The following is a 26124-nucleotide window of genomic DNA, read 5'->3' as shown; positions in this document are numbered from 1 at the left end:
CCCTCCAGCGAGAACATCGCCTACGGCTACCGCACCGCCACCGACGTCGTCACCGGCTGGATGAACAGCCCCGGCCACCGCGCCAACATCCTCAACTGCAAATCCAAGACCGTCGGCGTCGGCGTCGGCGTCGCCTACGCCACCGACGGCACCCCCTACTACACCCAGGACTTCGGTTACTGACACCCCCACGTTGAGCAGCAACGCCCCAGCCGATCCCCCTGCGGCTGGGGCGTCGCGCCGTCCGGACCGGGTCGGACGTTCCGCCGGTTCCACTACGGACGACCGTCGGGTTTGATGGGGCGATGATGCCTGGCAGCCCCGAGCGCTTCACCCAGGACGTCGACCGGCGGATGGCCCTCGCCCGCGAGTGGGACGACCTGGTCGAACAGGTTCGCGCCATCGAGGGGTTCGAGGACTTCCTGCGACCACCACGGCTGGAGACCCTGCTCCCGGCCGCGTCCGGCGGCCCCGTCGTGATCATCAACGTGAGCCGCTGGCGCTGCGACGCCCTGATCGTGCACCCGACCGAGGTCACCACGATCCCGCTGCCGGACCTCACCCAGGACATCGTCGGCGAGCGCGTCGAGTCGTACCTGGGCGCGGTCGGCGACCGCCAATCCCGGGTGCTGCGCGGCGAAAACCGGGACCTGGTCGTCAACGGCGCCACCGACGATGTCGAATCCAACCTGGACGACTGCCTGCGCTGGATGTGGGACTCGTTCGCCCGGCCCGTGCTCGACCATCTCGGCCACATGGCGCCGCCGGCGGCCGACGAGAAATGGCCACGCGTCTGGTGGTGCCCGACCGGCCCGCTCACCCTGCTGCCGATCCACGCGGCCGGTGACCACGCCACCCCCGGAGCGGCCGTCATCGACCGGGTGATCTCGTCGTACACGCCGACGCTGCGCGCTCTCGTCGAAGCCCGCCGGCCGCAACCGGACACCGAGGCCGGCGCCGCGCGGATGCTCTTCGTCGGCATGCCGGAAACCCCGGGCCAAGCCTCCCTGCCGAACGTCCACGTCGAGGAAAGCCTGGTCAAGCGTCTGTTCGACAAGAACTACACCCCACTGACCGGCCCCGACGCCACCCGCGACGAGGTGCTGCGCCAGATGCCCGGCCACCGCTGGGCCCACTTCGCCTGCCACGGCGAACAGAACCTGACCGACCCGTCCCACGGCGGCGTCCTGGTGCACGACGGCATGCTCACCGTCACCGATCTGAGCGCCCAGCAGCATCGCGGCGACTTCGCCTACCTGTCCGGCTGCAAGACCGCGGTCGGCGGCGTCACCCTCCCGGACGAGGCGATCACCTTGGCAGCGGCCCTGCACTACACCGGATTCCGCCACGTCGTGGCCACCCTCTGGTCGGTTCTGGACGCCGAAGCCGCGCAGGTGGCCCAACGCGTCTACGAACGCCTCGCCCACGACGGCGTCCTCGACGCCGACCGCGCCGCCGAGGCCCTGCACCACGCGGTCCGCGAACTCCGCCGCGAACACCCCGACCGGCCGAGCGTCTGGACCCCTTTCGCCCACACGGGCCCATAAGACCCTTTTCCGGTACGGGCAAAGGCCGCCTCCGACGAATCCTGATCGCCCCGTGGCGCCGCCGCGAGCCGCTGCCCACTCCCGCCTGTGCCGCGCCCGCCGGGCTGAGTTCGGTGGTCCATCTTCTGAACCACTCGATCGACTCCGGCCGGCCGTGACGGCTGTCTCGAAAGCTTCAAGACAGCGATGGCGGCCAGCTGGGCGAGATCGACCCACGTCAGGCCTCGTTTGTGGAAGGCGGGTGGTGGGCCGGGGCCGGCCTCGTTGGTGGAAGGTGGGCGGTGGGCCGGGTGAGCGGGCACGTGGCCGGATGCGGGCGCTACGGCCTTGAGTGGCAGAGGCCGGCGGGGGCGGAGGTCGTGCTGGTGAAGGCGCTCCGGGCGTACCGGAAAGGAAGTGAAACGCGGACGTCCTTTCAGGTCGTGGGCTGGTCGAGGGCCTCGCGGACCCGATCGAGCCGGGTGGCCAGATCGGACGGCAGGTTCGGATAGCGGTCCCGGACGTCGGCACGGAGGTCGAGCAGTTGGGACCAGAGCACCGACCGGCCGGCTTCCAGGCCGCCGATCGCGCCGGCCGGGTCGGCGCTCACCTCGCAGGCCGCGGCGTCGGCGGCGAGCCCCGGCCAGGCGGCGAGCCGGTGCCGCTGGTCGGCGCCGTCCAGTCCGCGCCAGGCGAGCAGGTTCACCAGCGCCACCGCGGTCCGGTATCCCTCGGCCGCCGACCGTTGATCGCCGGACGCGGCCGCCGCCTGACCCCAGCGGACGGCCGCGTCGAGCCGGTCGGTGACGTGCGCGGCGCCGGTCGCGGACGCCTCCCGCCAGTAGGAGACGGCGCCGCGTAGATCACCGGACCGACCGGTCCGCTGGGCTCGGGCGGCGAGCGCCGCTCCGTAGGCGCTGAGCAGCAGGCCATGCCCGGGACGCCGCCCGCCGGCGCGGTCCAGGGCCTCGCCGAGCACCGCGATACCGGCCGCCAGATCGGTGGGGTCGCCCCGGTCCTGGAACCGGTCGTACCGCGCGACGCCCTCCGCGGTCAGCGCGGCGACCCGCCGGGGTTCCAGGGCGGCGAACCGCTGTGCCGCCGCGGCGGCGTGCCGGACCGCCGCGTCCAGATCAGCGGGATCGCCGCGTTCCTGCCAGCGGCGCCGCAGCACATGGCTCAGATTGACCAGCCAGCCCGCGGACTGCTCCCGGCGTTCAGCGGTCGCCGCCTCCTCGAGAAGGCGGACCGCCTCGTCCAGATCCTCCGCGGATCCGGTGCGGTCGTGACGGCCGAGCAGGCAGGAACCCAGTTCGGCGGTGACCACGGCCCGCCGCGGGTCGTCGCCGGACAGCAGCGCCCGCGCCTTCCGCAGTGCCGCCACGGCGTCCCGGAGATCCGCGGCCGCGCCCCGTCGCGCGAACCGTACCGCCCGGGCGGTCGCCAGGTTGATCAGCACGCCCGGGTACTCGGCGCCGACCAGATCGGGCTGTAGCAGGGCGTCCGCGGTCTCGGTGACGGCCCGGTCGAGGTCCTCGTCGGCGCCGGACAGATCGAACCGGGCGCGGAACACGGCGGCCCGGTTGGCGATGTACAGCGGCCATCGTGGCGACGACCGATCGGTGGCGGCGACCGCCCGATCCAGCAGGTCGAGGGCGGTGTCGAGGTCCTCGGCCGATCCGGTGCGCTCGCCGCGGCAGCGCAGGACCGTCCCGAGCGTTCCCATGATCAGTGGCTGTTCCGGGTGCCCGTCCGGGGAGGCGTCCAGCGCCTGTTCGGCGGCCCGTGCCGCGTCCTCCAGGTCGCGCATGCCGCCGTCCTGGTCGAAACGGGCCCACAGCGCGGACGCCAGATTGTTCAGATGGGACGCCCGGTCCGCACCCGGCTCCGGCGCCGCGGCCACCGCCTGCCGGCACACCGTCACGGCCTCGTCGATGTCGGCGACCGACCCGCTGATCAGGTGCCGCAGCCGCAGAAGGACCCCGAGTTGCGCCTGACAGGCGGCCAGGAAGTCGGGGTCGGGTATCGGTACGGCGATCGAGTGACGGGCACTGAGCAGCGCCGCTTCCAGGTCGTCCGGGTTGCCCCGGGCCTCGAACAGGTGCCGCAGCGCCACCGCGAGCTGGTGATGCAGGACCGCCCGGATCTCCGCGTCCACGGCTCCGGCCGCGTCGACGGCCACCTGACTGCACCGTGCCGATTCGCGGAGCAGGGCGATGTCCCCGGTCAGCTGGAACCGGCGCAGCAGCGCGTTCCCACAGGCGGCGTGCAGTGGCGCCCACTGTGGAACGCCCGGCCCGAACATCCGCAGCACCTGTTCGAGCAGGTCGGTGGCCCGCTCGTAGGCCGCCGGGTCGTCGTCCTCCATCGCCCGGGTGAGTTCCCTGGCGGCGTCCCGTTGCAGCCGCTCGGCCTCGCCGGATCCGTGCCGCCACCCCATGCTCACCTCACCGCGCGACCGCCCGCTGACCAGCACAGCGTAGGGCTTCCGGCCGGCTCTGAGCGCTGTCTCACGGGCGTCGAGTCAGCGCTCAGAGGCAGGCTCACCGTTCGTGGACGATCCGGGGAGCGGCGAAGTCGCGGTTGTCGATCAGGATCGTGGCGCGATCCCGGGGTGCGCACGCCGCGAAGTAGAGCCGCTGGCCCTCGACGTAGCGCCGCATGCCGGGGTGGTCCGGGTCGGGGCTGGTGCCGTCCCGGCCGGCCATCCGCCGGGCCGTCTCCTCGAACGGGACGTCGAGGAAGATCGACAGATCCCACACCGGTACGAGTTCGTCGCGGTGCAGGAACAGCCCGTCCACGATGAGCACCGTGCCGGGGTCCGCGGCGCACGGCTCGCCGTCGAGGACCTCATCGGTTGCCAGGTCGTGAGCCGCCGCCCGGTAGAGCCGGGATCCGTCCGGGCCGAAGGGTTCCAGGACGTCACGCCGGAAGCGCTCGTAGTTGTAGGAGTCCTCCCAGAAGCCCCGTGGCGAGTCACGGCCCTGCCGATGGCGAACAGCCCGTACGTGGTGGAAGTCGTCGATCGACACCCGCACGACGGGCCGTCCGCGCCCCCGCACCTCGGTGGCCAGCTCATCGGCGAAGACGGTCTTGCCCGCCCCGTCCACGCCGTCGACCCCGATGCGGAGCCCGCCGCCGTCGTCGCGTTCGGTGATGCGGCCGGCGACGTGCCGGAGGATGGCGAGGCGCTCATCGGGTGCGGTCATCCCGCCAGTCTGCGGGAACCGATCCCGGCGAGCGCACCGAACGTCGCCACCGAGCTCAGCCCGGCGGGCGCGGCGCGGGCTCGCGGTGCGGCGCGTCGCGTGGAACCGGCGGGACGGGGTGGAGGTAGCGGGGGCGGCGGACGCCGTACCCGTCAAGGGGTTTCGCTGAAGACGACGGGCACCCGGTTGTCGTGGATCACCCGGCCGAGGAGGCCGGCCACCGTGTCGCGTTCCTGATCGCTCAGGGTGGCGGGCAGCTCGGCGACCCGGCGGCAGGTCTCGGTGTAGAAGCGGTCGGCGAGGTCGGCGCCGGCGGGGGTGAGGGTCACGCGGATGCCTCGCGGGTCGCGCGGATCGGGGTCGCGGCGGACCAGGCCGTTACGTTCGGTGCGGTCGACGAGGCCGGTGAGGCTGGATTTGGCGAGCCCGAGAATGGTGCTCAATTCGCCCATCGCATAGGCCTGCGGCATCAGCACGCAGAGCAGCTGGCCCTGTTGCTGAGTCAGGCCGAACTCCCGGGCCGACTCCGAGTAGACAGCATTGACCAGGAACGCCGTGCGCACGAGCGCGGCGACGACCCCGATCTGATCCTCCGGCTTGGCCACCGGGAAAGCCTAGCGCAACCCTCACAGTTCGTGCTACGAACTATGCATAGTTCGGAGTACGAACTACGAACCGTGGGGAGTGACCATGCGCAACGTCGTCTTCGGATTCGGTGCACACGACGGGATCACCGACGGCCCGGAGTGGCTTCGTCTCACCGCGCAGGCCGACCGGGACGGGCTGGACCTGTTCTCGCTGTCCGACCATCCGTATCTCGGCGGGCGGCTGGACGCGTACGCCGCGATCGGCCTGGTCCTGGGCCGCACCGAGCGGATCGCCGGGTTCGCGAACGTCACCAATCTGCCGACCCGGCCGCCGGCGATGCTGGCCCGCACGGTCGGGACGCTCTCCGCCCTCTCCGGCGGCCGGGTCGTGCTCGGCATGGGCGCGGGCGGCCGGTGGGACCGGATCGCCGACATGGGTGTGCCGCGGCTGTCGGCGGGCGAGGCGGTGGAGGCGTTCGAGGAGGCGATCGTGCTGATCCGGCTGCTGTCCGGCGGTGGCGGCCCGGTCACCTTCGAGGGCAGGCACTACCGGGTGACCGATCTGGAGCCGGCGCCGGTCGAGGCGCCGCCGGTGTGGACCGGGTCGGTGGGCCGGAAGTCGCTGGCCGCCACCGGGCGGGTCGCGGACGGCTGGATCCCGGGTCACGCCGCCGACTGGCTGAGCGCCCGCTACCGGGAGTCACGGCTGGTCATCGACGAGGCCGCGGCGGCGGTGGGCCGGGACCCGTCCGAGGTCGCCACGATCTACAACCTGCCCGGCCGGATCACCGAGCGCCCGCTGCCGGCCACCCGCGACGGTGACGGCCGCTGGCTCGGCGGCTCGCCCGCGCAGTGGGTGGAGGAGCTGACCGGCGCGGTCGTCGAGCACGGGGCGGCCGGTTTCATGCTCTTCTCCCCCACCGGTGGCACGCCGGACAGTGTGACGCTGGGGCGCTGGGCCAACGAGATCGCGCCATCCGTCCGGGCGGCGGTGGGCCGGCAGGTGCCGGCCCACCGGTGACTCAGTGGACGGGTGCGCTGAACGGGGCCACGGCGATCCGGTCGATCACCGGGGCGTGACGCGAGCGCAGCAGCACATCCGGCCAGGTGTCGGAGGCGTAGGTCGTGCCGTCGAAGTCGGGCAGTTCCTCGGACGAGAACGCGATCGTGTTCGCGCCGCGTTCGAGGACGACCGGGATGGTCAGCTCCCAGAAGTTGTTGTCGTGGAAGCTGTGCGGGAACAGTGTTCGTTTCGCCGGTCCGCCGTTGACCGAGATGTCGGCGGGCCGGGCGAGCGGGTCGGGGTTGTAGTGGGTGGCGACCGCCTGCTCCGGGTTGGCGTAGCGGACGCGCATGGCGTAGGTGCCGGGTTTCGCGGCGTTCACGGTGAAGGTGAGGGTGTTGGCGTTGCCCGGTTCGCCGCCGACGCCGGTGACCGCTGAACCGCCGCTGGCCAGGGACTTCGCGGTGATCGTGGCGGTGCCGGCGAGGTGCGCGGCTTCGGCCTCCGCGACGGTCGCGGGCAGGGCTGTCGAGGATCGGACGGAGAGGCGGTCGATCGCCGTACCCCTCGCCCTGCCCTTGATGCTGACCTTGTTGATGCCGCCGGAGAGCGAGACCGCCGTCGACCGGGACCCGCCGACCCCGATGCCGTTGACCTCGATCTCCACGGAGCCCGCGGTGACGCCGGCGTCGAGGACGGCCGCGGCGTCGGCCTCCGAGTACACCCAGAAGGTCGCGGCGCCGCCGCGGCCCAGGTCGGCGACGCCCGATCCGGAGGTCTTGCGGCCCGCGTAGACCGGTTTCGCGCCACCGGAGAGGGAGGCCAGCTCCGCCTCGTACACGTCGGTGGCGGCGGCCGGATTCGGTAGTTCCAGGGTGATCCGGTCGATGATCGCGTCGCCCTTGGTGGCCTTCGCGCCGTCCAGACTGCGCGCGGCCAGGGAGATGGTGTGTTCGCCGGCGGTCAGCCGCACCGTCGTGTCGGCGTGATCCCAGACCACCCACTTGTAGCCGAGCGGCAGGAACAGCTCCTGTTCGGCGGCGCCGTCGACACGCAGGAACACGTTGGTCGGCCCCTGATCCTTGACCAGGTCGAACGTGTTGAGTGAATTGGCGAACACGCTCAAGTCGTAGAGACCGTCGCTGGGCACGGTGACGGTGAAGTCCAGCACGCCGTCGCCGCCGGTGCGCAGGCCGCCGACGTTGTAGGCGCCGGACGTGTAGAACTTGGAGACGTCACGCGGCGAGCCCTCCGGCCCGTTCCTGCTGTAGCCGCCGCCGGTGTAGGTGGCCGCCTCGGCCTCGAACGAACCCCGCCAGGTGGTGGGCGCGGCCGCGGTCCGGTCACTCTCCCCTGCGGGGCTGACCACGATCTCGTACGCGGAAGCTTCGCTGAGCTGGTCGAACTCGAACGCGATCGCGCCGTCGGCGACCGTCACGTCCTTCTCGGCGAGCAGCCGGGGCTGGGCCGAGTCGCCGACCTGCCCGGTCCACGGGATCTCGGAGATCCAGGCGTGCACGGTCTTCCCGAAGTACTTCGGCACGTTGTCGAACCGGATGTAGCCGGCACCGGTGGCCCCGCCGAAGATGACGCGAGCCTGCTTCTTCGCCTTGTCGAGGCCGGCCAGACCCTGGAGCGTGTAGTTCTGCCCGGGGTAGGGCGGTGTGACCTTGACGGTCTGGCCGGTCATGCCGCCGTAGGCGTTGTACAGCCACCACTGCCCGTTGCCGCGGTTGGCCTGCACCGCCGAGTCGGACAGGTTGCCGTCGATGTTCCAGTAGGCGATGTCGGCGTCGACCTTGGACTCCTCGATCGCCGAGATCCACTGGATCATCTGGCCGGGCACGCTGGTGTGGTAGTTGAACGCGTACTCGTTGATGTTGATCGGGAGTTCCCGGCCGGGGAGGATCTCCTTCTCCCAGGCGCGGTACTTCGCGACGCTGTCACGGACCGCCTCCGGGTGGCTCAGCTCGTGCCAGGTGATCACGTCCGGTACGGTGCCGGCCGCCACGGTGTGCTCCAGGAAGCCCTTGACCTGCTCGAACAGGATGCTGGTGTTGGGGCCGGCGATCCGCGCGGACGGCATCTTCCGCTTGATGAGGCGGTAGAAGTCGTCCCAGGCGGCGAAGTAGTCGCCGGGGTCGCTGAGCCAGCTGACCCCGTTGTAGCTCCACTCGCCGGTGCCGAACATGTTGCCCTCGGGCTCGTTGAACGGCACGAAGACGATGTTGTCTTGATACACCTCGTCAAGCTTGAGCACTTGATCCACCTGTTGAGCGATCTTCTCGCGGTAGGTGGCGAGCTTCTCCTCGGGTGTACCGCCCGGCCACTGGTAGGGGAAGCCACGGTGGATGTCAGTCATGTAGATGTACACGTCGCCGTCGGTGCTGTCGGCGAGCGGCTTCACCACCTCGAGGGCGTCGGCGCCGGGGTGCTGGGGGCCGTCCTGCGCCTTGGTCGAGACGGTGCGCAGGCGCATGCCCTCGATCAGGTTGTCGCTGGGGACACCGTCGGCGTACAGGCCGTAGAGGGTTCCGGAGGCGCCGCCGTGGAAGTCGCCGGTGGTGGCGGCCAGGTCGATGGTCAGCTCGCCCGCACGGATCACGGTGACGGTGGCGGAGACCGGGGTGCCCGCCGCGGTTCCGGCCACGGTGAAGGTGCCGCGCTGGGCGTACCTCGCCGGGTCGACCGGATCCCAGGTGACCGGCACCTGCCGGTCGTAGCCGTCGGTGAAACCGGCGGTCACCGACGCGGGCAGCGCGGGCGCGGCGCCGATGGTGGTGCGGACCTCGAACGCCGTCCGCGACAGCGCGGTCACCGTGGGGACCTCGGCGCCGAACTCGTCGGCGACCTGCGCGGGAGTGAGTGCCGAGCCGTAGACGCGGAAGTCGTCGACCGCGCCGTCGAACAGCGGGTCCGGGTAGAAGGAGCGGCCGATGAAACCGGCGCTCGCGGTGCCGGCGTCGATCAGGTCGGCCCCGGTCGCGGTGGTCGTCGCCTCGGCGACCGGGACCCCGTCGAGGTACGTGGTGAGCCGTCCCCCACCGAGGGTGACCGTGACCGTCTTCCAGGCGTCGGCGGGCAGCGCGGCCGAGCCGGTGACCTGCGCCTCGGCGCCGGCCCCGTCCTTGGTGACGGCGGTGCGCAGCTTGCCGTCCCCGTGGTACGGCGTGCTGAACAGGTAGCGGCTGGTGTCCTTGCCGAGCGCGTAGATCCACTGCCAGGGCGCGGTGGTGCCGTCCCACCGGACGCGGGTGGAGACGGTCAGGTCGGTACGCCCGTCGAGCACCTGGCGCGGAATGGTGACGTAGGCGCCGTTCGCGGTCGGCGCGCCGCCGGGCAACCGGAGGGCGTGGCCGCCGTCGCGCCCGTCGACCAGTGCCGCGGTGGCGCCGTTGACGAGGGTGCCGTCGAGGCCGTTGCCGGAGGTGTCGGTGACGACGCCGGTGGTGAGGTCGTCGGCGTCGAACTCGTAGGCGACGACGGGGGTGGGTACGTCGGCTGCCAGCGCGGGGATCGCCGGCAGGGTGGTGGTCAGCAGCCCGGCCGCGATCGCCGCGGACAGGTGTCTCCTTCGGGGCATGCGTTCTCCAACGCTGATGTGAGCGTTAACAAGGGAGTCGTTCCGGCCAAGCTACGCGAGCCAGCGATACACGTCAATGCCTTGCAGGAAAACGATTGCCTCATCAGGTCGGACCACAGCGCCCGGCTGAGGGCCGAGACAGCCCTGGCAGCCGGGGCGAAGGGGTCAGACGGCGGTGGAGGCTCGCGGGACCAGGCGGCACGGGCGCGCCTGGTGACCGTGCACCGGCTCACCGTTGATCGCCGCGAGCAGCATCTCGGCGGCGCTCCGGCCGATCCCCTCCAGATCCATGTCCACGCTGGTCAGAGCCGGCCGGGAGCCGTCCACCATGACGTCCCAGTTGTCGAAGCCGACCAGGGCGATGTCCCCCGGGATCGCCCGGCCGGCGTCGCGCAGCCCTTCGGCCAGCCCACGGGCCACCTGGTCGCTGCCGCAGAACACCGCGTCCACATCGGCGCCGGTGGACAGCAGGATTCCGGCGGCTTGGCGGCCCCACGCCTCGCTCCACTCCCCGTACAGCACCGGGGTGGCCAGCCCGAGGCCCTCGGCGGCCAGGGTGTCGACCGCGCCGGCCGCCCGGACCTGTGCCGAGTGGTGGTGCTCCGGGCCGGTGACGTGGGCGATCCGCCGGCGGCCGACGGCGAGCAGGTGCCGGATGGCACGGCGGGCGCCGTCGGCCTCGTCCGGCACGACCGAGCAGTCCCGCTCGTCGGCCGAGCTGATGAACGCGTAGACGACGGGAACCGGCAGGTCACGGCCGATCGGCTGGCGGGCCTGGGTGCGCCGGCCGGTCACTATGATGCCGTCGACCTTGCGGCTGAGCAGGGTACGCAGGTAGTACTGCTCACGGATCGGGTCGTCGCGGGCATCGCACAGGAACACCGACATCTGGCCCGCCCCGAGCGCGTCCTCGGCGCCGATGAGCAGCGGGATGCTGAACCGGCCGATGCTGTCGGTGGTGATCATCCCGACCGTGTAGGTGCGGCCGGTCTGCAGGCTGCGGGCCGCCGCGTTGGCGACGAATCCGAGCTGCTCGGCGGCCTGCTGAACACGTAACCGGGTCTCCGGGCGCAGCGCGCCACGGCCGTTGAGCGCCTTCGACGCCGTACCCGTGGAGACCCCCGCGAGCGCGGCCACCTGGCTGATGGTGACGGCGCGATCCATGGTGCTCAGCGTTTCCTCCCCAGTTTCCCAGGCGACGCCAGTGCGACGCGTAAACCGACCGTAACTTGCTCTTGACATCGGAACAAGTGGCTCCCTAGCTTCTAGGCAATCGATTTCCTTGACAGTGCCTAGAAGCGTCCAAGGGGAACTCATATGACCACGCTCCGCCGCCGCGCCGCGGCCGCGTTCGCCATCACAGCCTGCCTCGTGGCGGGTTGCTCGTCCTCCTCCGAATCCTCCGGCACCGGCGGCGAGGCCGGTGGCACCTACACCATCTGGGACCCGTACCCGCAGTTCGACGGCGGCTCGGACTGGGTGAAGCTGTTGACCGGGTGCGGCACCGACGCCGGCGTCACCGTCGAGCGCACCGGTTACGACACCACCGACCTGACCAACAAGGCGCTGCTCGCCGCCCAGCAGGGCAACTCGCCGGACGTGCTGATCGTCGACAACCCGGTGGTCTCCACGCTGGCCGACGCCGGGGTGCTGACCACCACGGACGAGCTCAAGGTGGACACCTCGGCGATCGAGCCGAACCTGCTGGCGGCCGGCCAGATCGGGGGAAAGACCTACGGCATCCCGATCGGCGCCAACACCCTCGCCCTGTACTACAACAAGGCGGTCCTGGACTCCGCCGGCGTCGACCCGGCGGCGATCAAGGACTGGGCGGCGCTGACCGCGGCCCTGGAGAAGGTGAAGGCCTCCGGCAAGAAGGGCATCACCTTCTCCGCCATCGGCACCGAGGAGGGCAGCTTCCAGTTCCTGCCGTGGTTCTGGGGTTCCGGCGCGAACCTCACCCAGCTCGACTCGGCCCAGGGCATCGCCGCGCTGGAGTTGTGGAACGGCTGGGTGAAGAGCGGGTACGCGCCCAACTCGGTCCTCAACAACACCCAGACCACCAGCTGGCAGGAGTTCGCCACCGGCGACTTCGCGTTCAGCGAGAACGGCACCTGGCAGCTGGCCAACGCCAAGAAGACCGGATTCGCGTACGGCATCATCCCGATCCCGTCGCGGGCCGGCGGCACCGCGCCCGCCCCGACCGGCGGCGAGTTCGTCACCGCCCCGGTGCAGGCCGAGACCGGCCGGTACGCCGTGACCGAGAAGCTGATCGGCTGCCTGACCAGCGCGGACAACGCCTACACCACGGACACCACGCTCTCCTACATCGCGGCGACCGAGGCCGTGCAGCAGAAGCAGGTGGCCGCCAACGAGGAGCTGAAGGTCTGGGTCGACGCGGTCCAGGCGGCCAAGGGCCGGACCAGTGACGACCTCGGCACCCGGTACCCGAAGATCTCCCAGCCGATGTGGACCGCCTTCCAGGCGGCGCTGAGCGGCTCGGCCTCCCCCGCCGACGCGCTCAAGACGGCGCAGACCACGGCCGCCGCAGCCACCAAGTGACGATGGCACACGACGTGATGACCCGCGTTCCCGCGCCCGCCCCGGCGGATGCGGGGGCGCGGTCCCCGCGGCGGCGCAAGGGTGGCCACTGGACGGCGTGGGCGTTCCTGGCGCCGGTCGTCGTCTACCTGGTCGCCTTCTACGCCTACCCGCTGTACCGCAACCTCGATCTGAGCCTGCGTCACTACACGGTCCGCTCGTTCGTGCAGGGTGACGCCCCGTTCTCCGGGCTGGACAACTACCGGACCGTGTTCGCCGATCCGGCCTTCGGGCCGGCGTTGCTGCACACGCTGGTGTTCACGTTCGTGAGCATCGCGTTCCAGTTCGCCATCGGACTGGCGCTGGCGGTGTTCTTCGCGCAGAACTTCAGGTTGTCGGCGACGTTGCGGGCGCTGTTCCTGGTCCCGTGGCTGCTGCCGTTGATCGTCAGCGCGTCGACATGGACGTGGATGCTCAACAGTGACTCCGGCATCGTCAACGCCGCACTTGAGTTGATCCATGTTGATCCGGTCAATTGGTTGACGTCGCCGGACTGGGCACTGACCAGCGTCATCATCGCCAACATCTGGATCGGCATCCCGTTCAACCTGGTCGTGCTGTACAGCGGCCTCCAGGCGATCCCGGCCGACGTGTACGAGGCGGCCGCCATCGACGGCGCGACCGGATGGCAACGGTTCTGGCGGATCACGTTTCCGCTGCTGCGACCGGTCTCGGCGATCACGCTGCTGCTCGGGCTGGTCTACACGCTCAAGGTCTTCGACATCATCTGGATCATGACCAAGGGCGGTCCGGCGGACGCGTCGACCACCTTCGCCACCTGGTCCTACCGGCTCAGCTTCGGCAACCTGCTGCCCGAGTTCGGCCCCGGCGCCGCCGTCGGCAACCTGCTGATCCTCATGGCGCTCTTCTTCGGCCTGCTCTACATCCGCTTCCAGAGGAGGCAGAGCTCATGATCAAGCAGCACGCGAAGACGGCGCTCGGCCTGTTCTTCACGGCGGTCATGCTGTTCCCGGTCTACTGGATGATCAACGTGTCCCTCACCAAGGACACCGACATGCGGGCCGACCCACCGCACCTGTTCCCCGTCGACGGGACGCTGGAGGGCTACCGCGCCGTCATCGAGCAGCAGATGCCGTACCTCGGAACGTCTTTGATCGTGGGTCTCGGCACGGTGGCCCTGACCCTCGTGCTGTCCGCGCCCGCCGGATTCGCGTGCGCGAAGCTGCGCCCGAAGGGCGGCGGCGCGCTCAGTTTCGTGCTGCTGATCGCCCAGATGATCCCCGGGATCATCATGGCGATGGGCTTCTACGCCATCTACTTGCGGATGGGCGTGCTCAACACGGTGCCCGGCCTGATCCTGGCCGACTCCACCATCGCGGTCCCGTTCGGCGTGCTGATCTTCACGGCGTTCATGTCCGGCATCCCCGACGAGCTGATCAACGCGGCACTGATCGACGGCGCGGGCCGGTGGCGCACCTTCGCGTCGGTGATCCTGCCGATGTCACGCAACGCGATCGTCACGGTGTCACTCTTCGCGTTCCTGTGGGCGTGGTCGGACTTCGTCTTCGCCAGCACTCTCGACGGCGGCGGTGACGCCCAGCCGATCACCCTCGGCATCTACCAGTACATCGGCAACAACAACCAGCAGTGGAACGCGATCATGGCGACCGCCGTGGTCGCCTCCATCCCCGCAACGCTGCTGCTCATCATCGCCCAGCGTTACGTCGCGGCCGGCGTCACCGCCGGCGCAGTCAAGGACTGAGGAACCACATGTCTGCACTCCAGGGCCCCGTCGTGCCCACGCCCGATGCCCTCGCCGCGCTCCGGCCGCTGCCCGCGGACGCGGTGCGGCTCACCCCGGACGGTCTGCTCGGCGCCTGGCAGGAACGCAACGCGGCGTCCACGTTGCCGCACTGCGTCACCCGGCTGTCCACCCACGGCAACCTGGACAATCTGCGCCGGGTCACCGGGGACTCCGACGCCGCGTTCACGGGTTTCTGGTTCGCCGACACCGACGTGCACAAGACGCTCGAGGCGGCCTTCTGGGCGGGCACCCAACAGGCTTTCGTGGAGGAGGCCGCCGCCCTGCTGGAGAAGGCCCAGGACGCCGACGGATACCTGGACTCCTACTACCAGGATCCGGAACACCGGGCGCGACAGTGGACGGAGCTGCACTTCAGCCACGAGATGTACACGGCCGGCCATCTGATCCAGGCGGCGGTCGCCGCGGCGCGTTCCGCGCCCGGCGATCCGGTGGCCCAGCAGGTCGTCTCGGTCGCGCGCCGGTTCGCCGATCTTCTGGTGCAACGGTACGGGCAATCGCGCGAAACCGACGGCCATCCGGAGATCGAGACCGCCCTGGCCGAGCTGTACCGGGTGACCGGGCACCGGCCGTACCTCGATCTGGCCGCCCGTTTCCTGGACAACCGTGGCCACCAGGTGCTGGGGCCGGGCCGGTTCGGGCCGGCCTACTACCAGGACCACCGACCGCTGCGCGAGACCGGCGAGGTGACCGGCCACGTGGTCCGGCAGCTCTACCTGCTGGCCGGCGCGGTCGACGTGGCCGTGGAGACGGGCGACCGGGAGCTGCTGACGGTCACCGAACGGCTGTGGGACTCGGCGCTGGACAGCCGCACCTACATCACCGGCGGGCAGGGTTCCCGGCACCGGGACGAGGCCTACGGCGACGCCTACGAGCTGCCGCCGGACCGCGCCTACGCCGAGACCTGCGCCGCGATCGCGAGTTTCCAGCTCGGCTGGCGGCTGCTGCTGGCCACCGGGAAGGTGACGTACGCCGACGAGATGGAGCGGGTGCTCTACAACGCGATCGCCGCGAGCACCGCCGTCGACGGGACCGCGTTCTTCTACTCCACCCCGTTGCAGCGCCGCACCGGCCACGACGGCGGCGGCGAGAACGCCCCTGGCCACCGTCTGGACTGGTACGAGTGCGCCTGCTGCCCGCCGAACCTGGCCCGGCTGATGGCGTCGCTGCACACCTACGCCGCGACCGGTGACGACAACGGTCTTCAACTGCACCTGTACGCCGACGGCACGGTGTCGGCCGGTGGGCGCGCGGTGAACGTCCAGACCCGTTACCCGTGGGACGAGGAGATCACCGTCACCGTCACCGCGTCGGCGGACGAGCCGTGGACGCTGTCGCTGCGGATCCCGGCCTGGTGCCCGGACGCCCGCCTCGCCGTCAACGGCACCCCGGCCCCGTCCCGTGACCAGATCAAGGACGGCTACCTGCGCCTGCACCGCATCTGGCATCCCGGCGACCGGATCGTGCTCCGCCTGGCCATGCCGGTCCGCCTGGTCGCCGCGCATCCGCGGGTGGACGCCGTCCGCGGCGCGGCCGCCCTGACCCGCGGCCCGCTCGTGCACTGCCTGGAACACGCCGACCTGCCCACGTCCGGGCCGCTGGCCGGCGCCCTGTTCGAGGATCTGGAACTCGACCCGGCGGCCCCGGCCGCGGTCGCCTATCACGACGGCGGCCTGGCGCCGGTCACGTTGCGGGTCGGGGTCCGTCTCCGGGCGGCGGCCGGCGGCCCGCTCTACCGGGACCTGAACCGGACCGCCCCGCCCCCGGCGGCGGCCACCACGGTCACCGCCATCCCCTACTTCCTGTGGGCCAACCGCGAACCCGGCCCGATGCGGGTCTGGATCCCGCTGGCGCCACGGGAGGAGTAAACCGTCCCCTTCCCCCATCCACCGAGGTGAACCGTGCGCTACCGACCCGCAGTTCTCCTACTGGTCCTGGCCGGGCTGGCCGTCCCCAGCCCGGCACGGGCCGCCGGCAACACCCTCACCGTCAACGTCGGCACCGTCGTCCGGCCGGTCACCCATGTCGCCTCCGGCGGCCTGTACGCCGTGGACACCGGATCCAAGCCGCCGCTGGAGCAGATGTACCCGCTCCGGCTCAACCACCTGACCCAGCCGCCGCCCGGGGTTCAGCAGCTCGGCAACGGCGCCACCACCCCCTGCTGCGACGGCGCGCTGGTCGCCGGGAAGGTCACCAGCGCCGGCGCCCAGCAGTTCTGGCGGCTCCCGGACATCTACAAGGACTTCCCGTACAGGTGGGTGAGCTGGACCGACTGGGAGGCCAAGGTCCGCACCATGGTGCAGACCCGGCTCAACGCCACGACCACCACCAACGTCGACGGGTACGAGCTGTGGAACGAACCCGACTGGACCTGGAACACCAGCGCCGCCGGGACGTTCAACGCGGGCTGGACCCGTACCCATCGATTGATCCGGACGCTCGACACGGTGACCCCGATCGTCGGGCCCAGCCATTCGGTCTACAACCACGACTGGATGGTCGGCTTCCTCACCAACGCCCGCGACACCGGCACCCTGCCCGACGTGATCGTCTGGCACGAGCTGGAGAACGACAAGTATCTCGAGGTGCAGGCGCACGTCGCCGACTACCGGGCGATCGAGGCGTCGCTGGGCATCTCTCCGCGGCCCATCTCCATCAACGAGTACGCCTCCCCGTCCCAGGTGGACATCCCGAGCGTGGCCGTGCACTACATGGCGGTCTTCGAGCGGCACGGCATCCGGTCGGCGGAGCGCGCCTACTGGTACGAGGCGGGCACCCTCAACGGCCTGCTGCACAACAACGCGCCGACGTCGTCCTACTGGACCTACAAGTGGTACGGCGACATGGCCGGCAACATCGTGCAGACGGTCCCCGGATCGTGGCTGGAGGGTGTCGCCGCCTACGACAGCACCCGCAAGGTCGTGAACGTGGTGCTGGGCGGGGACAGCGGCGACAACACGGTCCGGGTCAACGGGCTGGGCGCGCTCGGTTCGCAGGTGCGGGTCACCCTGTCGCGCAGCGGCACGACCGGCCGGTTCACCAACCAGAGCGCGCCGATCGCCGTGTCGTCGGCCACCTACACGGTGTCGAACGGCAGCATCAGTGTGCCGGTGAACGGCATGCACGCATGGGATTCGTATCAACTGTTGATCACGCCGTCGTCCGGTGCGTCGACATGGCAGCAGCGATACGAGGCGGAGAACGCCACTGTCGTCAACGCGAACCGGTTCTCGTCCGGCTCGGCGTCCAACGGCGGGTACGTCGGGCAGATCGACGGTTCGGCGAACCCGCGTAACCAGTCGTTCGTCGACTTCCTGGTCAACGTGCCGACGGCCCGGTCGTACACGATGACGATCGGGTACGCCAACGCGACCGGGGCGACGGCCACGCACGGGCTGGCGTACAACGGTGGCGGCTGGCAGACGATCAGCTACCCGCCGACCGCCGCGTGGGGTGTGTTCGGTTCGACGGTGAGCACCACGGTCACGCTCAAGGCGGGCTGGAACATGATCCGCCTGGCCAAGGGCGCACCGAACCTGACGGCCGGCACGGGTTACGCCGAACTCGACCACATTCACCTCGCCTGACGCTGTTTTTCCTGATCAGCCCATGGGTACTCCGATCATGAGACATCCACACACGGGGGTATTCCGTCATGACGAGGACTCATGGGCTGATCACCATCACGATGCTCGCGACAGGACTGTTCGCCGGCGCGCCGGCTCCGGCCAGCGCCGCCGCCGCGACGTGCAGCGCACCACGGCACGTCGTCGTCGGCACACCGGGCCGCGACACCCGGATGGACGTACGGTTGTGCCTGCTGCACGGCACACCCACCCGCGGCGCCTACGCCCACGTCGCCTGGGCCCGGGACGGCTCCGGCGACGGGGGCCGCGGGTTCGACGCGCTCACCCTGCACTACCACCTGCAACGGCACGACGAGAACATCTCCCTCGGCACCTGCGACCTCGCGCCCCGCGTCAACGGAGCGGCGACCGGCGACTACACGTGCGAGAAGGTGGAGCTGCGGGTTCCGGCCACGGGCGGCTGGAGCGCCGACGGCTATCTCGAGTACCACCTCGACCACGACGGCGCCGGCCTGAAACGGGTGCCGCTGCTCGGTTCGCCGGTGGTCGCGGACTGACACCGGCGAGGCCGTTAGAGTCACCGCCATGATGGTGTTCGGAACGGTGGCCGGCCTCTACGACACCGCCCGCCCGGGTTATCCGCCGGAGGTCGCCGGCCTGATCGTGGAGCATCACGGTGGCGTCCCGGCCTCGATGGTCGAGATCGGCGCGGGCACCGGCAAGGGCACCGAGGTCTTCGCCGCCGTCGGCGCGCCGCTGACCTGTATCGAACCCGATCCTCAGATGGCCGCCGTGCTCGCCGAACGGTTCCCCCACGCGACCATCCACGCGGGGTCCTTCGAGGAGTGGGCGCCGCCGGCCGGGGGTGTCGATCTGATCGCCTGCGCGATGGCGTGGCACTGGCTGGATCCGGGCCGCCGCAACGATCTCGCCTACGCCGCGCTCGCGCCCGGTGGCACGCTGGCCGTTCTGGGCCACCGTTACGGCTACCAGGATCCGGACCAGGGCGCCGCCGTCCAGGACGCGCTGAACGCCCTCGACCCGACCGTCCAGGAGCGGCCGATCGACTGGTTCCACGCGGACGTTCTCGCGTCCGGGCGCTTCACCGGCGTACAGAAGCGGGTCTTGAACACCAGCCTGCCCCTCGCCAAGAGTGACTATCTCGCCCTGGTCCGGACCTTCGGTCCGTTCCTGCGCCACTCCCCCGAGGTGCAGCGGCAGGGCCTCGCGGCGCTCGGCCGCCTGGTCGACGGCTTCGGCGGCACGGTGGTCCTGGATCTGCGCACCACCCTGGTTCTGGCCACCAAGGGCCCCGCGCCGGAGGCCGCGGTCAGCTGACCGGCAGAGGCGCGCCGTCCGGGCCGGGCGCCGGGTCGTCGCCGAACTCGGGCGGCAGGTCGTCGCTGAGCAGGTCCTCGGCGCGGCCGTCGAGCAGTTCGGCGGTCTCGATGGAGCGCGGCAGCATGGTGCTCTCGTAGGCGCGAAGGGCCTCGCCGATGGTCGAGGAGCCGGCGAGCGCGAGCGCGAGTTCGGCGGCGTCGAGCATGGCGAGATTCACGCCGACGCCGAGCGGGGGCATCAGGTGGGCGGCGTCGCCGAGCAGCGTGACGGTGGGCTGGTGGTCCCAGGTGTGCGGGACGGGCAGGGCGAAGATCGGCCGGTCGACGTAGGGGCCGTCGTTGTCGCTGATCATCCGCCGCAGGCGCGGGGACCAGTCGGCGAACTCGCCGAGCAGGTGGGCCCGGATCCCGGCGGTGTCGCCGGGCCGCAGGCCGGCGGCGGTGATCCAGTCGGCCGGGACGCGGCGGACGATGTAGACGCGGATGTGGTCACCGCTGTTGCGCTGGCCCCACAGCGCGCGCCGGCCGTCGGCTGCGGTGGCGCTGCCCTGGCCGACCAGCCCGGACAGCCCGGTGTGCCGGTCCGCGACGTCATGGAACCAGGCCTCGGTGAAACTCACACCGGTGTATCGCGGGACGGCCGGTGAGACGGCCGGGCGAACGCGGGAGAACGCGCCGTCGGCGCCGATGACCAGATCCGTCTCGGTGACGGAGCCGTCGGCGAAGTGCAGTGTGCGGGGACCGTCGGCCGGCCCGCCGACGTGGGTGAGCGCCCGGCCCCACCGGACCGTGCCGGGCGACAGCGAATCGAGCAGGAGGTCGCGTAGCTGACCTCGGTCGATCTCGGGTTTGAACAGGTCGCCCTCCTCCGGGACGAGGTGGGCCCGCAGTTCGCCGTCGGGGCCCAGGACGCGCATCTCCTGGCCCTCCGGTCGGGCGAGCCGGAGGAAGTCGTCGAGCAGGCCGGCCTCGCGCAGGGCCAGCTGGCCGTTGCCGGCATGCAGGTCGAGGGTGCCGCCCTGGTCGCGGGCGGTGCGGCCGGCGTCGCGGTCGTGGACGGTGACCGCGATGCCGTGCCGTTGCAGGATGCGGGCGCAGGTGAGCCCGGCGGGCCCGGCGCCGATGATGCTGATCCGGGCGCTTCTCGTGGGTGGTGTCATGAACCCAGGAAAGCAAAACGATTCCAAAAGTGCAACCGTTCAACTTTTTGCCTGATGCCACCTTGGCCCTATACTCGGCCCATGACCCAGACCCCCGTCGGCCGCCGGGAACGCAAGAAGGCGGCCACGCGGCAGGCGATCGCCGACGCGGCCCTCCGCCTGTTCCTCGAGCACGGCTACGACCGGGTGAGCCTGCGCGAGATCGCCGACGCGGCCGACGTGTCGACCACGACACTGTTCAAACACTTCTCCGGCAAGGAGGCACTGGTCTTCGACCAGGAGCAGGACAACGACGCTCACCTGGTCGCCGCGGTGCGGGAGCGAGCCGGCGGCCAGGGCATCGTGGACGCGCTGCGCGAGCACGTGCTGAGCGCCTACCTGCCCATCGCGCGGCATCCCCGGGCGGCCGAGTTCATCGCGCTGGTCGACACCACGCCGGCCCTGCGGTCGTACGCCGAACGCATGTGGACCAGGCACACCGACAGTCTCAGCGCCGCCATCGCCGAGGAGTGCGGCGTGGACCACGACGACCTCGCCTGCGTGACGCTGGCCCGGTTCGTCCTCGAGATCCCCGCCCTCGTCCGCGGGCGGCCGGACGCCCACGCCGCCATCGAGGCGATCTTCGACATCCTCACGCGTGGCTGGACGCCACCGGGCGCGGTCAGGTGACCAGGCCGCGCCGGTAGGCGTAGACCACCGCCTGGACCCGGTCACGCACGTCCAGTTTGGTGAGGATCCGCGAGACGTACGTCTTGACCGTCTCCTGGCTGATCACCAGGGTCGCCGCGATCTCGCTGTTGGACAGGCCGTTCGCGATCAGGCACAGCACCTCCAGCTCGCGCGCGCTCAGCGGCACGTCGCCGGGGGTGTCCGACGCCGGGCGGATGCGGGCCGCGTACCGGCCGACCAGTTGCCGGGTGACCTCGGGGGCGAGCAGCGCGGCGCCGGCCGCCACCGTGCGGATGCCGTGCAGCAGATGCGCCGGCGGGGCGTCCTTGAGCAGGAAACCGCTGGCACCGGCCCGCAGCGACTCGTAGACGTACTCGTCGAGGTTGAACGTCGTCACGACCAGCACCTTGACCGGATGTGGGACGCCGGCGCCGGCCAGCCGGGCGGTGGCCTCGATACCGTCCAGGCCGGGCATGCGTACGTCCATCACCACCACATCCGGCGCGAGGTCGCGGGCCAGCGCGACCGCGGTGTGGCCGTCACCGCATTCACCGACCACCGTCATGTCCGGCTGCGCGCCGATGATCGTGGCGAATCCGGTCCGGATCAACGGCTGATCGTCACAGACCAGCACCCGGATCACGAGCCCACCCCGACCGGGATCCGTGCGGTGACCAGAAACCCGCCATCGGCGCGCGGGCCCGCGGTGAAGTCGCCGCCCAGCGTGCCGACACGCTCGCGCAGCCCGGCCAGGCCGCGGCCGCTGCCACCGGGTGACGCCGTGCTCGACCCCGACCCGTCCGTGCTGATGCGCACGTCGATCTCGCCCACCCCGTAGCGCACCGTGACGCTGGTTCGCGCGCCGTGGTCGTACTTGAGGGCGTTGGTCAGCGCCTCCTGCGCGACGCGGTAGACGGTGGCGCCCGCACCGCCCGGGGTGTCCGGCGAACTGCCCTGCTCGACCAGCTCCACCGGCTGCCCGGCCCGCCGGGTCTGTTCGACCAGCACCCGCAGCTCACCGCCGTGCGCCGGGTTGAGCAGGTCGAGCAGGTGCCGCAGGTCGGTGATCGCGTGCCGCCCGGTGTCCGACACCGCGGTCAGCGCGCCGTCGAGCCGCTCGGGGGCCGCGGTCAGGTACCGCGCGGCCTCGGCCTGCACCACCATCGCGGTCACGTGGTGGGTCACCACGTCGTGCAGCTCCCGGGCGATCCGGGTGCGTTCGGCGACCCGCGCCGCCTCCTCCGCGTGCCGGCGGTTCTCCCGCTCGGCCAGCCGGTTGCGCCGCATCCCGGCTCCGATCGCCCACATCGCGGCCAGCACCGCGTAGAACAGCATCACCGCGTCGAAGCCGAGCTGTCCCAGGCGGGCCAGCACCGCGGCCAGCGCGAGGAACCCGGCGGACGCCACGATCACCGTCGCCCGGCGGTGGCGCGCCACGTGGATGCCCGCGCTGATCAGCGCGATCGACAGAGCGCTGCCGCCCAGCGTGTTCCAGCCGCAGAGCTGGTCGGCCGCGAACCCGGTGAACACCAGGGCCAGGCTGGTCGTCGGCAGTCTGCGGCGGATCGCCAGCGGCAGGCACTCGACGGTGATCGCCAGCACGCCCCAGACGCCGAACGGCCGGGCCGGCACCAGGTCGGCGAGCTGGGTGCCGTGCCGGTGCCAGGCCGGGACCAGGGCCAGCGCGGTGAGCAGGAGCGCGACCGGCAGGTCCTGGACGGTGACGTCGAGGCGGCGCCACCGCTCCCTCAGTTCGGCGACGCGGCTCACCGGTCGAGTTTAGAGGCGAGCGCGGGCTCGGCGTTGCGGCGCCTCGGCCTCAGGTTGCCGCGGCGGTGGGCCAGCCACATGAACGCCGCCGTGACCAGAACGCCGGCGACCACCGTGAAAACGCTCGCCTCCGGGCCGAACTGCCCACCGCTGACGAGCGCGTTCCCGGTCGACTCCGAATCCAGGACCGCCTGCTGTGCGCCGTTCCCGGAGACGGCGGACCCGAAGATCGCGGACTGTGCGTAGTTCCAGCCGAAATGCAGGCCGATCGGCAGCCACAGGCTTCGGGTGGCGACGTACGCGGACGTCAGCATGCCGCCACCGGAGATCGCGATACAGAGCGCGCCCCACAACGTGGCGTCCTTGTTGAGCAGGTGCATGCCGCCGAACACCAGCGCGGACACCGCCAGCGCCGGCCACGTGCCGGTGAGCTTCTCCAGATGCCGGAACAGCACACCCCGGAAGATCACTTCTTCGCTCGTCACGGCCGCCGCCATGAACCCGATCAGGCCTACCGCGTTGGCCGGATCGTCGCCGATCCCGATGATCCGGTAGCCGCCGCCGGCCGCGATCACGCCGATCACCGCCGCGAAGATCGAGACACCCAGCAGGGTGCCCCTGATCAGCCCGGATGCGGCCGCCCGGCCGGACAGCTCGGTCACCTCACGCTTCTCGGTGGCCCGGACCACGCCGTAGTAGACGGCCATCGTGAGGACCGCTGCGCCCACGCCCACGGCCAGCTGGAGCCAGACGTTGCCGTCCACCGACCGGACCGCCAGACCGGCCACGAACGACGCCGCGACCACCGCGACGAACTGGAGAAGGAACCGCATGACACACCCTTCGCAGAATGCGCGGCAGGACCACCGCGACTGCGAGAAAAACTACGGATCGTCAGGAGAGAAAACGTCACCCCTCAACGGACACTTGCGTGTAGCTCGCCCGAGCTACACGCCCGGAGGCGCCCGCCGCCACGGCACCATCGGCGGTATCGCGAACACCGGACCGTGCGAAGGCGGTGGTCGGGACGCCCGATCGTCCTGGCAACCGTGCACACCCGACTGTCTTTCCAGGACGAATCCGTCACCCGGACGCGTGGGACAAACCGAGAACATCCGCTGAAACAGCGTGATAGAGACAGGGAATGCGCCGCCTGGAACTCCAAGCCGTCATCACTGCCGCGGTGTGTTCCGCCGCCTTGGGAGTCTCGACGAACGTCGCCTCTTCGGTGCTTCCCGATGGGTGGAAACCGTATCTGTGGCTGGCCTGGCCGGTTACTGGAGTCCTGGTCGCCACGGCGATCGGCATCGAGCTCCGGCGCACAGGCGGCATCACGGCGAGCGGGCGGGCCGGCCACGCACGCCGCCTCTTCCTCAAGCGAACCCGCCTGTACTGGATCACCGGTCTTCTCCGGCAGTCCCTGCATCGCGGAATGCGACTCGACGTGGGATTCACTGTCGCTGTCGTCGCCCAGCCGGCGCCGTACGGTCACGGTCTCCCGCGGACCGCGGGGCGGACCTTCGGCAGCGGGTCCGTCCGGTCCGCCTTCGACAGCCTCGGGCGGGCGATGACCCTGCTCGGGGCGCCCGGCAGCGGCAAGACCACGGCCATGCTGATGCTGCTGGAGGAACTGCTCGCGCTGGCCGCAGCCGATGCCGAGGAACCGATTCCGGTGATGCTGAAACTGGACACCTGGGCTGAGCGCAGGCAGGACCTGGCCTCCTGGATCATCCGGGAGATCGCGGAACGCCATGACATCCCGGCACGGCACGTCCAATCGTGGCTCGACGACGATCAGCTGGTACTGCTGCTGGACGGCCTGGACGAGGTGGCGGCGGAGCACCGGGAGGCGTGCATCCGGAAGATCAACGAGTTCCGCGCCCGGCACGGCACGGCCAGTGTGATCGTGTCGTGCCGGTCGCACGTCTACCGCGACCTCGCGCTGGCAGTGCGCTCCTTCGGCACGGTCGAGCTGCTGCCGCTGAACCACCACCAGGCCGTGCGAATCCTCTCGTCGGACCGGGGCATCCCGGCCGCGCTGCGGGCCGACCCGTCGGTATGGGGTCTTCTCGACAACCCACTCATGGTGACCATCGCAGCCCAAACCTTCGCCCACGACCCGGCCGGTATGGTCGCGCCCAGCGGATCGGGTGACACCGGCCGGAACCGGCTGTTCGGTGCCTACGTCCGGACCATGCTCAGCCGTCATCCGTCACCCCGGCACACCCCGGCAGGCACCCTGCGCGGCCTAGCCTTCATCGCGCACGTCCTGAACACCAGAGACCGGACGGTCTTCACCACCGACCTGGTCGACGACGAAAACAGGGACGTGGCCCTGAGCGTCATCGTCATCCGCGCAGTGCTGTGCCGCCTGCTGGTCGCCATCGGGCTGGCGGCAACGGCAATCTGGCTGGCCGGACCGGACTGGGCCATGGCCGCTGCCGTCTGTGGGCTTCTTGTCGGCGCGCCCACGTTCCTCCGCGTCGATGGCATGTTGTCGGACGACGACCCGCTCGAAAGTTCGCCCCAATCCGTGGGCGAGAAGATCACGCTCCTGATCGAACCGTTGTTCCTGGGCCCGCTCGGGTTGCCGAACTGGACGAAGGTGATCGCTACGGCGCTGTGCTGCGGCGGCATCGCCGCGGCGCTGGGACTGCCGGACCCGGTGGACGCGCTGATCTACGGCGCTTCGACCGCCGTGGCCGCGGTACTCACGGCCGTGGCGTCCGCGTCATATGTAGAGCCCCTCTACGAGCTCCAGCCCCGGATGCGGAGCTCGGACTTCCCGAGCCCCACCCTGCGAGCGATCCTCCGGGCCGGAGTACTCGTGGCCGTGCCCATCGCGGCCGTGGCAGCGTCGGTGCCGGCGCTCGCGGTGCGATGGGCCGGATCCCCGGTGGACGGCGACCGGCTCGGTACGCTCGTCGGCCTGGCGGCTCTCGCCTTCGCCCTTTTCACTTTCGGCGGCTATGCGACGCTGGGGCAGCTCGCCACCCGGCTCCACCTCCGACGCCAGGGCGACTTCCCGTTCCCGGCGGCAGGACTGCTGGAACACGCCGCACGCATCGACATCCTGCGCCGGATCGGCGACGACTACCAGTTCGTTCACCGCGACATGCAGGACTTCTTCGCCGGGCTGTCGAGCCACGGCCGGGACGGCAACCTCCCGGGCCACCTGATCCCGGTCCAGTTCGTTGCGGACCAGCAGAAGCTCGACGAGCTGTCGCCGCGGGGATGACGCGACGGTTGCCGTCCGGTAGGCGCCGTCGCCGCCGCGGCTGGGAACGGCGAGCACCAGCGGTTCTG

General features: G+C 70.8%; 21 protein-coding genes. 12 read left to right on the top strand and 9 right to left on the bottom strand.

The features are described from left to right. Both J5X75_RS40835 and J5X75_RS40830 read left to right on the top strand, forming a co-directional pair. Window positions 1-183, top strand: a 183-nt coding sequence (locus J5X75_RS40835) for a CAP domain-containing protein (RefSeq protein WP_208473096.1), incomplete at its 5' end; no start/stop codon positions are given. Between the two features lie 125 nt (window positions 184-308). Continuing rightward, window positions 309-1547 (top strand): CHAT domain-containing protein, encoded by a 1239-nt coding sequence (locus J5X75_RS40830; protein ID WP_208473095.1) that lies wholly within the window; start codon window positions 309-311, stop codon window positions 1545-1547. 415 nt (window positions 1548-1962) lie between these two features. On the opposite strand, the gene J5X75_RS40825 is transcribed toward J5X75_RS40830, so the two are convergent. From J5X75_RS40825 to J5X75_RS40815, 3 genes are all read right to left on the bottom strand, one after another. Beyond that, the gene (locus J5X75_RS40825; RefSeq protein ID WP_208473094.1) at window positions 1963-3966 is read right to left on the bottom strand and encodes a tetratricopeptide repeat protein; all 2004 of its coding nucleotides are present in this window, start codon (window positions 3964-3966) and stop codon (window positions 1963-1965) included. Window positions 3967-4069: 103 nt separating this feature from the next. Further along, a complete protein-coding gene (locus tag J5X75_RS40820) occupies window positions 4070-4735 on the bottom strand; it encodes a nucleoside/nucleotide kinase family protein (RefSeq protein WP_238490858.1) in 666 nt (221 codons plus the stop codon). A gap of 152 nt (window positions 4736-4887) precedes the next feature. Further along, window positions 4888-5340, bottom strand: coding sequence for a MarR family winged helix-turn-helix transcriptional regulator (locus J5X75_RS40815; protein WP_208473093.1), 453 nt, complete (start codon window positions 5338-5340; stop codon window positions 4888-4890). An 85-nt stretch (window positions 5341-5425) separates the two neighbouring features. On the opposite strand from J5X75_RS40815, the gene J5X75_RS40810 reads away from it, so the two are divergent. Further along, window positions 5426-6343, top strand: a complete 918-nt coding sequence (locus tag J5X75_RS40810; RefSeq protein ID WP_208473092.1) for an LLM class flavin-dependent oxidoreductase — start codon at window positions 5426-5428, stop codon at window positions 6341-6343. Window position 6344: 1 nt separating this feature from the next. Here the strand turns inward: J5X75_RS40810 and J5X75_RS40805 are convergent, their stop codons facing one another. Continuing rightward, on the bottom strand, window positions 6345-9908 hold the full coding sequence (locus J5X75_RS40805) for a LamG-like jellyroll fold domain-containing protein (RefSeq protein ID WP_208473091.1): 3564 nt from the start codon (window positions 9906-9908) through the stop codon (window positions 6345-6347). A gap of 165 nt (window positions 9909-10073) precedes the next feature. Continuing rightward, complete coding sequence (locus tag J5X75_RS40800; RefSeq protein ID WP_208473090.1) at window positions 10074-11072, bottom strand: LacI family DNA-binding transcriptional regulator; 999 nt, start codon at window positions 11070-11072, stop codon at window positions 10074-10076. A gap of 153 nt (window positions 11073-11225) precedes the next feature. On the opposite strand from J5X75_RS40800, the gene J5X75_RS40795 reads away from it, so the two are divergent. The 7 genes from J5X75_RS40795 (at window position 11226) to J5X75_RS40765 (ending at window position 19217) form a co-directional block, all read left to right on the top strand. Continuing rightward, window positions 11226-12470: a sugar ABC transporter substrate-binding protein gene (locus tag J5X75_RS40795; RefSeq protein ID WP_208473089.1), complete on the top strand. Its 1245-nt coding sequence runs from the start codon at window positions 11226-11228 to the stop codon at window positions 12468-12470. A gap of 2 nt (window positions 12471-12472) precedes the next feature. Next, window positions 12473-13423, top strand: a complete 951-nt coding sequence (locus tag J5X75_RS40790) for a carbohydrate ABC transporter permease (RefSeq protein ID WP_208473088.1) — start codon at window positions 12473-12475, stop codon at window positions 13421-13423. Then, window positions 13420-14232 carry a carbohydrate ABC transporter permease gene (locus J5X75_RS40785; protein WP_208473087.1) on the top strand — a complete coding sequence of 271 codons (813 nt, stop codon included), beginning with the start codon at window positions 13420-13422 and terminating at the stop codon, window positions 14230-14232. Before J5X75_RS40790 ends, J5X75_RS40785 begins: the two co-directional genes overlap by 4 nt. 8 nt (window positions 14233-14240) lie before the next feature. Next, the gene (locus J5X75_RS40780) at window positions 14241-16160 is read left to right on the top strand and encodes a glycoside hydrolase family 127 protein (RefSeq protein ID WP_208473086.1); all 1920 of its coding nucleotides are present in this window, start codon (window positions 14241-14243) and stop codon (window positions 16158-16160) included. Window positions 16161-16193: 33 nt separating this feature from the next. Next, on the top strand, window positions 16194-17879 hold the full coding sequence (locus J5X75_RS40775; protein ID WP_208473085.1) for a carbohydrate-binding protein: 1686 nt from the start codon (window positions 16194-16196) through the stop codon (window positions 17877-17879). A 68-nt stretch (window positions 17880-17947) separates the two neighbouring features. Beyond that, window positions 17948-18436 carry a hypothetical protein gene (locus J5X75_RS40770; RefSeq protein WP_208473084.1) on the top strand — a complete coding sequence of 163 codons (489 nt, stop codon included), beginning with the start codon at window positions 17948-17950 and terminating at the stop codon, window positions 18434-18436. A gap of 28 nt (window positions 18437-18464) precedes the next feature. Then, window positions 18465-19217 (top strand): class I SAM-dependent methyltransferase, encoded by a 753-nt coding sequence (locus tag J5X75_RS40765; RefSeq protein ID WP_208473083.1) that lies wholly within the window; start codon window positions 18465-18467, stop codon window positions 19215-19217. Here J5X75_RS40765 and J5X75_RS40760 read toward each other — a convergent pair. Continuing rightward, window positions 19210-20379, bottom strand: coding sequence for an FAD-dependent oxidoreductase (locus J5X75_RS40760; RefSeq protein WP_208473082.1), 1170 nt, complete (start codon window positions 20377-20379; stop codon window positions 19210-19212). The two genes, J5X75_RS40765 and J5X75_RS40760, sit on opposite strands and share 8 nt — an antisense overlap. A gap of 81 nt (window positions 20380-20460) precedes the next feature. Here J5X75_RS40760 and J5X75_RS40755 point away from each other — a divergent pair, with 81 nt between their 5' ends. After that, window positions 20461-21048: a TetR/AcrR family transcriptional regulator gene (locus J5X75_RS40755; RefSeq protein WP_208473081.1), complete on the top strand. Its 588-nt coding sequence runs from the start codon at window positions 20461-20463 to the stop codon at window positions 21046-21048. Here the strand turns inward: J5X75_RS40755 and J5X75_RS40750 are convergent. The 3 genes from J5X75_RS40750 to J5X75_RS40740 are packed head-to-tail and all read right to left on the bottom strand — an operon-like array spanning window position 21041 to window position 23651. Beyond that, window positions 21041-21691: a response regulator gene (locus J5X75_RS40750; protein ID WP_208473080.1), complete on the bottom strand. Its 651-nt coding sequence runs from the start codon at window positions 21689-21691 to the stop codon at window positions 21041-21043. The two genes, J5X75_RS40755 and J5X75_RS40750, sit on opposite strands and share 8 nt — an antisense overlap. Then, window positions 21688-22818: a sensor histidine kinase gene (locus J5X75_RS40745; RefSeq protein ID WP_208473079.1), complete on the bottom strand. Its 1131-nt coding sequence runs from the start codon at window positions 22816-22818 to the stop codon at window positions 21688-21690. The genes J5X75_RS40750 and J5X75_RS40745 overlap by 4 nt, the downstream gene beginning before the upstream one ends. Next, window positions 22815-23651, bottom strand: a complete 837-nt coding sequence (locus J5X75_RS40740; protein ID WP_208473078.1) for a CPBP family intramembrane glutamic endopeptidase — start codon at window positions 23649-23651, stop codon at window positions 22815-22817. Before J5X75_RS40740 ends, J5X75_RS40745 begins: the two co-directional genes overlap by 4 nt. A gap of 599 nt (window positions 23652-24250) precedes the next feature. Here J5X75_RS40740 and J5X75_RS40735 point away from each other — a divergent pair. Continuing rightward, complete coding sequence (locus J5X75_RS40735; RefSeq protein ID WP_208473077.1) at window positions 24251-26056, top strand: NACHT domain-containing protein; 1806 nt, start codon at window positions 24251-24253, stop codon at window positions 26054-26056. Window positions 26057-26124: the final 68 nt, after the last annotated feature.

Source organism: Actinoplanes flavus, assembly GCF_017592555.1.
GTDB lineage: Bacteria > Actinomycetota > Actinomycetes > Mycobacteriales > Micromonosporaceae > Actinoplanes > Actinoplanes flavus.
The sequence above is the reverse complement of the archived record's forward strand: the minus strand, read 5'-3'. Positions and strand labels throughout refer to the sequence as shown.